The sequence below is a fragment of the Faecalispora jeddahensis genome, assembly GCF_000577335.1.
GTDB classification, from domain to species: domain Bacteria; phylum Bacillota; class Clostridia; order Oscillospirales; family Acutalibacteraceae; genus Faecalispora; species Faecalispora jeddahensis.
In genome coordinates, this window is the sequence record NZ_CBYL010000064.1 from 1 (window position 1) to 12,253 (window position 12,253).

Sequence of the window (12,253 nt, forward strand, 5' to 3'; positions counted from 1 at the left end):
CCTCCCGCCATAGAGCCGACGCCCGCCTGCAGGAACACGTGAGTCGGTGCTGCTTCACCCTGAACCCGCATCTGCTCCAGCGCTTCCGACGCCATGGTGGTATACCCCAGAGCGATATCGCGCGGGATTTTCGCGTACTCCGCCGTTCCGGTATCCTGCACCAGAGTCTGACCGTTCTCTTTGGCCCACTTCGCCGCAAGACGCACCGCGTCGTCATAATTCAGTTCGGTAACCTCAACCGGCGTGTCGTTGATTGCACGGATCGCCTGTACGCGGCTTTCCTTTGAGCCCTTCGGCATATATACTCTGGCCCGGCAGCCAAACACAGAAGCTGCCCACGCCACGCTTTTGCCATGGTTTCCGTCGGTCGCAGTCACAAAGATGCGGTCACGCGCCCGTTCTCTGGCCTCCGGCGTTGTCAGAACAGCGTAATCCGGCGCGCCGGTGTAGCCCAAATCCTCCCACAAAAGCCGGGCGATCGCGAAAGAAGCCCCAAGCCCCTTAAACGCGTTCAGTCCGAATCGTTTGGATTCATCCTTCACAAAAATATTTTTGACTCCCAGTCTTTGCGCCAAGCCGCGCAGAGAAACCAATGGCGTTTCCTCATACTGAGGCATCGAGCGGTGAAATGCCTGCGCAAAGGAAAGCTCCTGATCTGTAAAATACGAAAAATCCGGACGATGGTCGGGGGCTCCGGCCAAAAGCGATACCGGGCGATCCATAAACTCTCTCTCCTCTCCTGGTCAAACACTTGGCTCCCTCGTCAACAGCGGCGAGAGACCGCTAATTCTTGTTATGAAAAAAGCCGTGCGCGAACACCAGTGTTTTTTATCGTAAGAATATTTCAGGGTACCAGAGTTTTATGCTCGGTACCCTGACTTGTATTCTTATGGCAACACTCTGAAAACGCATGGCTTTTCATTTTTTCCACCGGAGGTGCTTACCCGGTGGAAAATTTTGTTAAATTGAGTATAGCAGTTTGCTCCCGCAAATGCAAGGGGCGGCTATTCCGCCTTGGCCGGCTCCGGCTCTTCAATCAGCCGGCCGCTCAAACGGTGCAGCGCGGCGCAGCCGGCCCCGCCGACCACATTGCCAAGCGTGATCACCACCAGGCTGAGAAGTCCATCCCCCAGCACGCCAGCCATCCAAAAATAGAACATATCGGCGACGCAGTGCTCAAAGCCGCTGAGGATAAAGACCATCACGCTGAAAATGATCCCCAGGTATTTTCCCACGGGGTGCGGATTGCTGCGGTAGCCCTCCACCGCCACATACATCAAAAGGCCGCAGAAAATTCCCAGGATAAACAGGCTGAGCAGATTGTCGCCCAGCTTGATCTCCGCCAGATGCACCGCCTTTTCGTGCAGCTTCGCCCCCTGGCGCGTGACGGACATGACCACACTCAACAAAAAGGTTCCCAGCAGGTTCCCAAGCCAGATCAAAATCAGCCAGAGCACCTTCTGCGGATCGCGGTATGAAATATACGCCATTTTCCCGGTAAACAGATTCCACCGGAATACCAAAACCGTCATCAACCCAACCGAAAACAGAAAGGACCCTATCACCGCATTTTCCTGTGTCATATATATCACACAGCCGATACCGATGCTGATCCCCGCCAATATGGCCAGCAGGAACGTTCCTGTCCAGGATCTGAATTTATCCATAAAAACTCCCCTTTTTCCCAGCGGGCCGTGCCCGCGACAGATGTTACTAACACCCGCCTATTTTAGCACAGAAGCTTTTTCATTCCAATCTCGGCGCGTCTTATATTCGTCTATCCCCTTATCATCAGCAAAAATTGATTATTATTGTATTCTTGATGAATCAAGGTTCCCACTCCACTTTCTTGTCAAATTCCTTTCATTTTAGTGTTTTAGAATCATATAATCTGGCTTTTTTAAGCTTTTATGTGTTTTCAGGTACATCCTCAAATCTGACGTTCTTTGATTCATAAGCAATTATGATGTATTTTCCGCCAATCGATCCCACCCGCGCAGGGCTGGCTTCGCCCGGCGAATTGAATCTGCGCCGGCAAAAGCAGGATAAAAAGAACCTGCGCCGAAGAAACACTTCGCCGCAGGTCACCTGAACTATTTGTTTAGAATAGAAGCTTATTTCACTTCTCCGCCCTCAACCACCAGGTTCTCAGGAGCAACCGCATCGCCGTAAACGGGCTTCAGGGTCTCTTCAAAGTCCTTGTGGAAGAAGTTCTCTTTGCCCAGCGTCTTGATTTCCTCATTCAGCCAGTCGAGCAGCTCCTTGTTGCCCTTCTGTACGGCAGGAGCAATGGTGTCGACGTCGCCGAGACTCTCAATGCCAACCTTAAAGCCGGGATTCTGCAGCGCCCAGGCCAGAACCTCCGTATTGTCGGTGGAGAACGCATCGCCGCGCCCGTCGAGCAGGGCGTTATAGGTTTCGGTATACTGGTCAAACTTCACCAGATTGATCTCGGGATGGTTAGCAGTAAAGTAAGTCTCTGCGGTCGTTCCCTTCGCAACGATCAGCTTTTTGCCGGCGAGCTGCTTCACATCGGTGATCAGGTTCTTTTCGGGGCTGACAACGCCCAAAGCGACCTTCATGTAGGGCAGTGCAAAATCGACCGCCTCAGCACGATCTTTGGTTACAGTAAAGTTGGCAAGCACAATGTCAACCTTGCCGGTTTTCAGGTATTCCACACGGCTGGCGGGCTCCAGAGAAACATATTCCGGCTCAACGCCCAGATCCTTTGCGATGCGCTCCGCAAAGTAAACGTCATAGCCCTGATACTTGCCGTTTGCATCCACATAGCCGAAGGGGTTTTTGTCGCTGAATACGCCGATGACAACCTTGCCGCTCTTCTTGATTTCAGCCACGGAGCGGGCCGTGCTGCTGCCGGTGCCCTGCGCGGCGGAAGAAGCATCCGTGCCGGAGGAGGCCGCGTTGTTCGAAGAGCAGCCCGCAAGCAGGCCAACGGACAATGTCAATGCGAGTGCGAGCGATAAAGCTTTGATTCTGTTTTTCATCAATAATCCCTCTTTCCAGTTACTCAAAAGTAAAAATGTTCAAAAAACGCTGAAGCCGTTCTGTTTTCGGCTTCGTAAAGAACTCTTCCGGCTCCCCGGATTCCACGATCTCACCGGCGTCCATAAAGATCACACGGTCGGCGATCGCTCTGGCAAACTGCATCTCGTGCGTGACGATCACCATGGTCATCCCGCCCTTTGCAAGCTCCAGCATCACGTCGAGCACCTCGCGCACCATTTCGGGGTCGAGGGCCGCCGTCACTTCGTCAAACAGCATGATTTCCGGCTGCATCATCAGAGCACGCACAATCGCGACTCTCTGCTTCTGCCCGCCTGAAAGCTGACGAGGAAAGGAACTCTTCTTCTCCAGAAGGCCCACACGTTCCAACAAGGTTTCCGCCATTTTTTCGGCTTCTTCTCTCTTCCGTCCCTGTACTTTGAGGGGGCCGAGCAAAACATTTTCCATCACCGTCATATGGGGAAACAGCTCGTAGCTCTGAAATACCATGCCGATTTTCTGCCGGACCTGGCTCCACTTGGCGGTGCCGTCTGTCAGCACCTGCCCGCCGAGCAAAATCTCACCGGACTGGATGGGCTCCAGCCCGTTGATACATCGCAGCAGGGTGCTTTTGCCGCAGCCGGAGGGCCCGATCACCACAACGACCTCGCCGCGGTTGACTGTCAGCGAAACATTCCGCAGCACATCGGCGGAACCGTAATCTTTTTTAAGATGCCGAATTTCCAGCAAAGCATCTGTTTTCTCCATCTGTTGCACTCCTCTTAGTCCTGCCATCTTTTTTCCAGTCTTCCCGCCAGACGCGAAATGGGGAAGCACACCAGAAAATACAGGAAGAAAATCGCACCGTAAATCCACAAAGCCGCGCTGGGCGCCGTGTAACGGTTTGCCTCTATGATCTGCTGACCCACCTTGAGCACCTCTACCACACCGATCAGCACGATCAAAGAGGTAGTTTTGACCATACGGGTGGCCAGGTTGATAGCAAGCGGCAGCAGCCGCCGGATTGTTTGCGGGATAATAATGTAGCGGTAAATCTGCACGCCGGTCAGGCCGAGCGCCCGGCCGCTTTCGTACTGATGCTTCGGGATCGAAATCAGCGCGCCGCGCACCAGGTCGCCCATCTCTGCCGTGCCCCAGAACACGAACACGATGATCGCGGAGACCTCGCCCGAAAGATGGATTCCAAATGTTTTCGTCACGCCGAAATACACCAGGAACAGCAGCACCAGCTGCGGCATAATACGCACCGTTTCAAGGTACACACGCGAAAGTGCCTTCGTAATCGGATTTTTCAGCGTCATCACCATGCCGAGCAGAACGCCCAGCGCCATCGATATCGCCACGGAAAGCAGCGCAATGCGCACCGTGACCCAAAGGCCCTCGAGCAATCGGATAAGATTGCGCCCGTCGAGCAGAATGCTAATTCCCAAATCCTGCATAGCGCAGCCTCCTTTCCAAAAGCGAAGAGGCAATCGAAATCGGCAGCAGAATGATGAGATACGAGGTCACGAGCAAAAACAGCGCCTCATCCGTCTTGTAGTACAGGCCAATCAAATCCTTCGCAACATACATCAAATCTGCCAGAGCCACCACGCTGAACACCGATGTCTCCTTGATCAAAAAAATCACGTTCGCGCACAGCGCCGGAACCGAAACGGAGAGCGCCTGCGGCAGCACCACATAGCGGATGATCTGCGAATGCTCCAGCCCAATGCTGAGCCCAGCCTCCAGCTGGCCCTTCTCCACTGATTCGAGTCCGCTGCGAAATGCCTCTGCCATATAGCTGCCGCCCAGAAACGCCAGCCCGATCACGGCACAGCTTTCAGAGCTGATGACAACGCTCAGCTTTGGCAGGCCGAAATACAGAAAAAACAGCTGAACCAGCAGCGGCGTATTGCGTGAAAGTTCGATGTATACGCCGACGATCCGGCGCAGCACGGGTACTTTATAATATTGAATCAGGCTGCAGAACAGCCCAAGCAAAAACGAAAATAAAACGCCCCACAGCGCGATTCGCAGTGTCAGCAGAGCCGCCGTCTGATACATGGGCACATTTTGTCTGATAAACTCAAAATCCAAAATCTGATTCCTTCCTCATATGTCATATCAAATCTTTGAAAAAATATTTTGAGATACTTTTTCTATGATACGGCGTTCCCGGAAAAGAGTTCCATTTATATCGTAGTAATCATATATGAATTAGCATGTTCTATATTACTACATCCTTACCGCCGTGTCAACCGTCTGCCATCATTTTTATAAAGGCCGCAAAAAGCCGCGCGAAAGAGTCCCTGAAACAAACGGGCGGCAGCAAACGCCTCTCTTTCACGCAGCATCCGGTGTGCTCTTCTTACAGCTCGAACACCATAGGGGTATAGTGCGATTCCGACTTTTGGAACCCAAGGTATTCATACAATTTCTTCCCCTGCACCGTTGCATGAAGATCGACATGGCACAGTTCTTTCCGCCGAGCATCCTCCAGCGCCATGGTGACCAACTTTGCACCCAGACCTAGCTTACGGTACTCAGGGCGAACATAAACGTTCATCAGAGTTCCGGTTTTGCCATTGATCGCAGACGGCCCCGCGAGCTTTTCCACAACCATCATCAGCACCGTACCGGCCAAACGCCCGTTCTCTTCAGCCACATAGGCGGTCAGATTCCCCCCCAGATGACGTTCCATGTAATCCGGCAGTTGTTTTCTGATCGCCGTTTCCTGTTCCTCCGTCAGAGTTCCCCAATCTTCTTTCAGGTATTCCACTCGCATTTCAATCAAGTCCGCACTGTCGGAACGCTCTCCATTTCGGAATATCATCTTCATAATCCCCTTTCCCATCCCTGTGATAGCGAACGGCGCTGTTCGGGAAGCGCGCCGATTTACACTACAGGTTTTTGATTTTTCTGTATCGATGAAAATCAGTATATCATAGAACGCAGTGGAAAAAAAGAATCGCTTTTTTGTTTTGGCTTTTTAGACAGATTGAACCGAGATGGAATTTGATTTTTGTTTTGTGCCATAATAGTCTGAAAAGGCTGTATCAAGCGGGAAAGGAACAACATCCATGTATTCAAGAAAATCGATCCAATGGAAAGCGCTGATCATAAGTATCATCATCAGCATGGGAACAGGATTCCTGGCCGGATTATTTACCAGAGACGGCATCGCGCTGTACCGAACCCTGAATCAGCCGCCTTTTGCTCCTCCCGGATGGACGTTCCCCGTGGTTTGGCCCATTCTGTATGCGCTGATGGGAATTTCCGCCTATCTGGTCTTTGTTTCAGACAGCAAGTACAGAAAACCGGCGTTGATCTTATACGCCGTTCAGCTATTGATGAATTTTTTCTGGCCATTTCTGTTTTTCCGCCTGCAGGCTTTCTTTTGGTCCGTTATTTGGATTTCGTGCCTGTGGTTTGTCATTGAGGCAATGATCTTCCTGTTCTTTGCCTGTCGAAAATCCGCGGGCTTTCTACAGATCCCCTACTTTCTCTGGGGCAGTCTGGCGGGCTATTTAACTCTTGGCGTGTGGCTTTTGAACCGCTGACAAATTTCATAAGAAAATAAAAGCCGGAATCGCTAAACTATTTTGATCCATACAATAACAGAGAGGAAGCTCATGCGATGGAATTCGCCGCATGAGCTTCGGAGCCGAAAAGATCAGCATTTTTATATTTCTATTATAAAAACGTCTGCAAAAAAGAGTCTGAACGCAAACTATGTTCAGACTCTTTTTTAGAGTTAGTGGCGATTTTATCTCTTTGACTTCAGATGATCTTTCTCATTTAGAGCATTCACCGATAACTCACCTGCGAGTTTGAACAGGGAATCCACTATCACTTGCTCCGGCTTTATACCGCCGGCATTTTCTCCGATCTTTTTATAAAATTGGTATAAAAAATCATCCATCATTATGGTAACCTTTTTCAAGCATATTCACCTCACTCATTTTAACTGGACCCAAATTAGTCCCATTATATCATTTGTTTCTTCTACAATCAAGATAAATGGACTAAAACCAGTTCAATGTGGAGGGCATAATGATGAGCGATCAAAAGATCAAGCAGGATGAAATTCATATCGGCCGAAACATCAGAGAGATCAGACTGAAAAAGAAGATCTGTCAAACAGAACTGATCCGTCAACTTCAACTTTCCAACGTTGAGATGACGCGGGAAACTCTCGTAAAAATCGAGCGGGGGACACAACATATCTACGCAACACAGCTTCGCGGAATTCGTGATGTACTCGGAACATCATACGACGAATTACTCAAATAGAAGGCTCACATATAGACCAGAAAAGCAAAAGATCGTCGGCAAAAACCGACGATCTTTTCAATGGAGTAACTGCCTATTTGTATATAGCCTGTTCCCGGGTACAAAACAAAACGCACCCACAAACGTGAGTGCGTAACTTGTGTCCAGCTTCAAGCTGGTGGCTGGGCTGGATGGATTCGAACCATCGCAATGACGGAGTCAAAGTCCGTTGCCTTACCGCTTGGCTACAGCCCATTACAGACAAAAAATGGTAATAAGAACGAGGCAAAAATTTTCATCTTTGCCTCGCCTTCTTTAAGTGGGGTGGAAGATGGGATTCGAACCCACGATCTCCAGTGCCACAAACTGGCGCTTTAACCAGCTAAGCTACATCCACCATATATGGCGCGCCAAAAGGGATTCGAACCCCTGGCCTACTGCTTAGAAGGCAGTTGCTCTATCCTGCTGAGCTATTGGCGCGAATGTCTTGGAGCGGGTGATGGGAATCGAACCCACACGACCAGCTTGGAAGGCTGGAGTTCTACCACTGAACTACACCCGCAATCAAAGCGACGTTATGAATTATAACACGCTCCAAGACAAATTGTCAAGATAAGCATCAAATTATTTGCAATTTTATTTCGTCATTTTCTTCCGTTACGGCAATTCCCGACAAGGACGAATCGCTGTGCTCCACAATCTCTGCGGTGATGCGGTCCTCCACCTTGCGGCGGATCAGATTGCGCAGGTCGCGCGCGCCGCTCTTGCCGCCAACGGCATGCTCGGCCAGCCACTTCACGGCCTTTTCGTCGTAAGCAAACCGAATCCCGCGCTCCGTGAGGGCTGCGGTATATTCGTCGAGCATCAGCGCGGCGATCTTCTTGTAATCCTCCGCATTCAGCGAGCGGAATACGATCACTTCATCCACACGGCTCAAGAATTCGGGCCGCAGGAATTCGGAAAGCGCCTTCATCGTTTTTTCGCGGCTCACGTCGGCGTCCGTCTTGGCAAAGCCGAGCGCACCCTCGCGTTTTTCGCTGCCCGCGTTCGAAGTCATCACAATGATCGTGTTTTCAAAGTTGACAGTGCGTCCCTGCGCGTCGGTGATCCGGCCTTCGTCCAGAATCTGGAGCAAAATGTTCATTACATCGGGATGCGCCTTTTCGATCTCGTCAAACAGCAACACGGAATACGGGCGGCGGCGAACCTTCTCGGTCACCTGGCCTGCCTCGTCGTAACCCACATAGCCGGGCGGCGAGCCGATGATGCGCGAAACGGAGTGCTTCTCCATAAACTCGGACATATCGAGCCGGATAAGCGTTTCAGGCGTGTCGAACAGCTCTTTCGAAATCACCTTGGCCAACTCGGTTTTTCCCACGCCGGTCGGGCCGACGAAGATGAACGAAGCCGGGCGGCGGCGCGGGCTGATCTGCACCCTGCTGCGGCGGATGGCCGCAGCCACGGCGGAAACGGCTTCCTCCTGCCCGATCACCTTTTTGTTGAGAAGCTCTTCGAGCCCCGCAAGCTTCTTCAGCTCGCTTTCCTGCACGCGGCTGGCGGGAATTCCCGTCCACAGCTCGATCACATGGGCCAAATCCTCAACCCCGACATCCGCGCCGAGCGCTTCGGGCATCAGCTGATGGGTCTTTTCCTCCAAGCTGGCGATTTCGTAGCGTACCTGCGCCAGCTTTTCATAGTCCGGGTCCACTCCGTCGGCGGTCAAGTCGGTTTCCTGCTGGCGCAGGGAATCCAGGCGAAACACAGCGTCGTCGTAATCCGCCATCTTCTGGTTGCGAAGCGCAGCACTGGCGCACGCTTCATCCAGCAGGTCGATCGCCTTGTCGGGCAAAAAGCGGTCGTTGATATATCGTTCGGAAAGGATCACCGCACGCCGGATGACATCATCCGGCACATGTACGCGGTGAAAGTCCTCGTAATAGCTCTTGATGCCCAGCAGGACCTGCGTCGTCTGCTCTACGGACGGCTCGCCGATCTTCACGGGCTGAAAGCGCCTTTCGAGTGCGCTGTCCTTTTCAATGTACTTGCGGTACTCGGTAAAGGTGGTTGCGCCGATCACCTGAATTTCGCCGCGGGAAAGAGCGGGCTTTAAAATATTGGCGGCGTTCATGGAACCCTCGGCGTCGCCGGTACCAACCAGATTATGCACCTCGTCGACGAACAGAATCACGTCGCCGTCGGCCTTGACCTCATCCACCAGTCCCTTGATGCGGCTTTCGAACTGGCCGCGGAACTGTGTGCCGGCCACCAGCGCGGTAAGGTCGAGCAGGTGGATTTCTTTCTTGCGAAGGCGGGCAGGCACATTGCCCTCCGCAATGCGAATGGCAAGTCCCTCCGCAATCGCAGTTTTGCCGACGCCGGGCTCGCCGATCAGACAGGGATTATTCTTTGTTCTGCGGCACAGAATCTGAATCACGCGGGCGATCTCCTGGTCACGGCCTACAATACGGTCGATCTCGTGGTTTCTGGCCCGCTTCGTCAGATCGGTGCAGTAAGTGTCGATATTGCGGCGTTTCTTCTTGTTTTCGGGCTTTTTGTGCTCCGCGGTCTGGGTCGTTTCCCCGGTGGATTCCGGGGCGGCCTTATTGCCGCCGAACATGCTTTGAATGAGCGGGAACGTAGCCGCGCCGCCGGGCACAAAGCCATCGCCGTCACTGTCGCCATCGCCGGAGGTCTCCGCCAGTCCACCCATCATCTCATCGAGCTGATCTTCCATTGTCTCCAACTGATCCTCTGTAATGCCCATCTGGTTCATCATGTCCTTTACAGGCTGAATCCCCATCTCTCTGGCACATTTGAGGCAATATCCTCTGGCATCCTTTGCGTCTGCACTGGAGGCAACAAACACAACGGCGGGGCGTTTTTTGCATCTTGAACAAATCATCTTGTGAATTCTTTCCTCCGCTGCCGCTACGGGTGATTTTGGAGGTGCTGCCCTGCGGCGAAATTGGGGCAAACCCGCACCGTCATCCCTGCTTGCGGGAAATGGTGCGTCTGGCCTTCAGCTCCAGGTCAACTATATCCTTGGGGTCCTCTGAGTGAAGCGTCGTCCAGAAAATCTTAAAATATCGAAGAAAGGCGTAAACCATCATTCCGACGGTTGCCGATAACAGCGTAATGGTAAGGTAAAAGTTTTCGTATTCAAAAAAGCCTTTCAGCACATAAATAACCGCAAACGAAACGTAAAACATCGTTGTGGCCACTTTGCCGTACCACTTTGCGGCCGTGGGGCGTTTTTTTCGTTTGAGCAGCACACAGGCCGCTATGATCATCAATGTCTCTTTGATGACGAACACCGCCAGAAACGGTACCAGAACCGGCTCCGCAATGGCCATGCAAACCGCCACGGCAGCCTGCGTCAGCTTATCCGCCAGCGGGTCGAGCAGCTTGCCCAGCTCGGTGATCTGGTTAAAATGGCGGGCAATATAACCGTCCACCAGATCCGTCAGGCCGGATACCACCAGCACGACTCCGGCAGCGCGCCACTGCTGCGCCAAAAAATACAATACAAATGGCGGAATCAGCAGAATCCGAAAAACAGAAAGCGCATTCGGAACCGTGATATTCTTATTGATGTCCCTCATTTCTCCACTCCCATCTGCCTCTGGGCTATCCCCCATTATTCCTCAGGGAATAGGAAATTAACCGGGCTTTTTTCATAAAGTGTCTGGTAAACCCATGAGGACTTGAGCCCTTCCTGCGTAACGCCGAACAGTCCGTCCTTCATCATGGGCAGGGCGAGCTGCAGCAGCATGCAGAGCAGCAGCGCGATTGCGCAGCCGCTGAAGAAGCCGACTACACCGCCGGCCATCATGTCGATCTGGCGAAGAATCGGCAGGCGGAACGCCGAACCGATCATGCGCACCAGAATACGTACGACAAAATAGAGTGCGGAAAATAAAACCACCGTAATCACCAGCCGTGTAAAGCCGATGACCGAGGGGGACAGCAAATTTGCAATCTGCGGCGCGGCCTTTTCGATCGAGCTGTCAAGCGCCGACAAAAAGCCGTCACCGGAAAGACCGGTTCGAAGAAAGGCCGGCAGAGAATTCTGAAGAGCCTGTACCTTTTGCTCCGCTCCCTGACCCGCCGTACCTTGCAGGGTCTCTGTAATTTTCCCCACCAGATTGTCGTAAATAAAATTTTGGTACAAAGCGCCCGCCGCCATACGGCCGATCACAGCCGCCGCAATCGAGGCGATCACATAGCCGACAAACCCGGCCAGAGAACGGATTAACCCTTTTTCACAGCCTACAATCGTGAACCAGGTGAGGATCGCAATCAGTATTAAATCAATGAAACTCACAGGCAACCTCCCAAACTTTAAAACCCGCCGAGCGAGCCTTTTCTCTTCTGACCTTCCACTTTCAGAAAGCGATTGCATTCTTCCTCTGCCTTCGGCAGGGGAGAATTCCCATTTTGATGCAAAGCCGCTTTTGGAGTGAAATTACTCTCTAATAATATATCACAAAGCGAATATTACGGCAAGGTGAGAAAAAAAACAAAGTGTAAATATTCCTTTGGCTGAAAAGAGCAAAAAACGGCTCCTTCTCCCCTGCCAAAGGCCGGGGGAAAGCGCCGTTCGTTCAGGAACCGGAGGCTGCGCCCCCAGCGGCGTTCTGTGCCGTATTCTGCCCCTCCTGCGCGGCAAAATGCTCCAGGCGGATTTCGCTGAAGCCCAGAACATACACAGAGCTTTCGTCCCGCAGCGTGAGCGCGCGGGCATCTTTTCCTGCGCTGCATGTGCCCTTCAGCGCGCCGCCGGACGCGGTGTACGCGCGAATCGTTTCATCGGTGAGCAGCACTGCGGCAGTATCGCCGTACAGCGATACTCCCCCTGCGTTCTGCCCCAGCGGCACCGAAGCCGCCTGCTTGCCCTTCACATCGAGCAACACCAGGCTGGCAGAATCCGCGTTGGCATAAGGGGAAAGCAGAAGCGCCGTACGGCCGTTGTCGA

13 protein-coding genes, 4 tRNA genes and 1 pseudogene are annotated in these 12,253 nt (G+C 52.4%); 2 read left to right on the forward strand and 16 right to left on the reverse strand.

The features are described 5' to 3' along the window. The 7 genes from TY09_RS16230 to TY09_RS16260 all read right to left on the reverse strand — a co-directional run. Positions 1–722: diaminopropionate ammonia-lyase (locus TY09_RS16230; RefSeq protein WP_042436542.1), on the reverse strand; the 722-nt coding region annotated here is incomplete at its 3' end. Positions 723–1,004: 282 nt separating this feature from the next. Next, positions 1,005–1,667 (reverse strand): formate/nitrite transporter family protein, encoded by a 663-nt coding sequence (locus TY09_RS16235; protein ID WP_009060844.1) that lies wholly within the window; start codon positions 1,665–1,667, stop codon positions 1,005–1,007. 447 nt (positions 1,668–2,114) lie between these two features. Further along, positions 2,115–3,005, reverse strand: a complete 891-nt coding sequence (locus tag TY09_RS16240) for a cysteine ABC transporter substrate-binding protein (RefSeq protein WP_009060877.1) — start codon at positions 3,003–3,005, stop codon at positions 2,115–2,117. A gap of 19 nt (positions 3,006–3,024) precedes the next feature. Continuing rightward, entirely contained in the window at positions 3,025–3,771 is a 747-nt protein-coding gene (locus tag TY09_RS16245) for an amino acid ABC transporter ATP-binding protein (protein WP_042436520.1), read from the reverse strand. Between the two features lie 14 nt (positions 3,772–3,785). Next, positions 3,786–4,463: an amino acid ABC transporter permease gene (locus TY09_RS16250; protein ID WP_009060891.1), complete on the reverse strand. Its 678-nt coding sequence runs from the start codon at positions 4,461–4,463 to the stop codon at positions 3,786–3,788. After that, positions 4,444–5,103: an amino acid ABC transporter permease gene (locus TY09_RS16255; RefSeq protein WP_042436522.1), complete on the reverse strand. Its 660-nt coding sequence runs from the start codon at positions 5,101–5,103 to the stop codon at positions 4,444–4,446. The genes TY09_RS16250 and TY09_RS16255 overlap by 20 nt, the downstream gene beginning before the upstream one ends. A 271-nt stretch (positions 5,104–5,374) precedes the next feature. Beyond that, positions 5,375–5,845, reverse strand: coding sequence for a GNAT family N-acetyltransferase (locus tag TY09_RS16260; RefSeq protein WP_242841520.1), 471 nt, complete (start codon positions 5,843–5,845; stop codon positions 5,375–5,377). Between the two features lie 241 nt (positions 5,846–6,086). Here TY09_RS16260 and TY09_RS16265 point away from each other — a divergent pair, with 241 nt between their 5' ends. Then, positions 6,087–6,566 carry a TspO/MBR family protein gene (locus tag TY09_RS16265; RefSeq protein ID WP_042436527.1) on the forward strand — a complete coding sequence of 160 codons (480 nt, stop codon included), beginning with the start codon at positions 6,087–6,089 and terminating at the stop codon, positions 6,564–6,566. Positions 6,567–6,772: 206 nt separating this feature from the next. Here the strand turns inward: TY09_RS16265 and TY09_RS18465 are convergent, their stop codons facing one another. Beyond that, positions 6,773–6,949: a hypothetical protein gene (locus TY09_RS18465; protein ID WP_155863460.1), complete on the reverse strand. Its 177-nt coding sequence runs from the start codon at positions 6,947–6,949 to the stop codon at positions 6,773–6,775. A 113-nt stretch (positions 6,950–7,062) separates the two neighbouring features. On the opposite strand from TY09_RS18465, the gene TY09_RS16270 reads away from it, so the two are divergent. Beyond that, a complete protein-coding gene (locus tag TY09_RS16270; RefSeq protein WP_042436530.1) occupies positions 7,063–7,299 on the forward strand; it encodes a helix-turn-helix domain-containing protein in 237 nt (78 codons plus the stop codon). Positions 7,300–7,457: 158 nt separating this feature from the next. Here TY09_RS16270 and TY09_RS16275 read toward each other — a convergent pair. The 8 genes and pseudogenes from TY09_RS16275 to TY09_RS18690 all read right to left on the reverse strand — a co-directional run. Then, positions 7,458–7,533: transfer RNA gene (locus TY09_RS16275), tRNA-Gln, on the reverse strand. 65 nt (positions 7,534–7,598) lie between these two features. Beyond that, a tRNA-His gene (locus TY09_RS16280) sits at positions 7,599–7,675 on the reverse strand. Positions 7,676–7,681: 6 nt separating this feature from the next. Then, positions 7,682–7,758, reverse strand: a tRNA-Arg gene (locus TY09_RS16285). Between the two features lie 8 nt (positions 7,759–7,766). Further along, positions 7,767–7,840 (reverse strand) — tRNA-Gly (locus TY09_RS16290). A gap of 57 nt (positions 7,841–7,897) precedes the next feature. Then, on the reverse strand, positions 7,898–10,180 hold the full coding sequence (locus tag TY09_RS16295; protein ID WP_042436533.1) for an ATP-dependent Clp protease ATP-binding subunit: 2,283 nt from the start codon (positions 10,178–10,180) through the stop codon (positions 7,898–7,900). An 82-nt stretch (positions 10,181–10,262) separates the two neighbouring features. After that, on the reverse strand, positions 10,263–10,880 hold the full coding sequence (locus TY09_RS16300) for a CDP-alcohol phosphatidyltransferase family protein (protein ID WP_009060813.1): 618 nt from the start codon (positions 10,878–10,880) through the stop codon (positions 10,263–10,265). 35 nt (positions 10,881–10,915) lie between these two features. Further along, the gene (locus tag TY09_RS16305; protein WP_042436537.1) at positions 10,916–11,602 is read right to left on the reverse strand and encodes a CvpA family protein; all 687 of its coding nucleotides are present in this window, start codon (positions 11,600–11,602) and stop codon (positions 10,916–10,918) included. 280 nt (positions 11,603–11,882) lie between these two features. Further along, positions 11,883–12,253: pseudogene (locus TY09_RS18690) on the reverse strand (DUF5711 family protein); the annotation flags it as partial.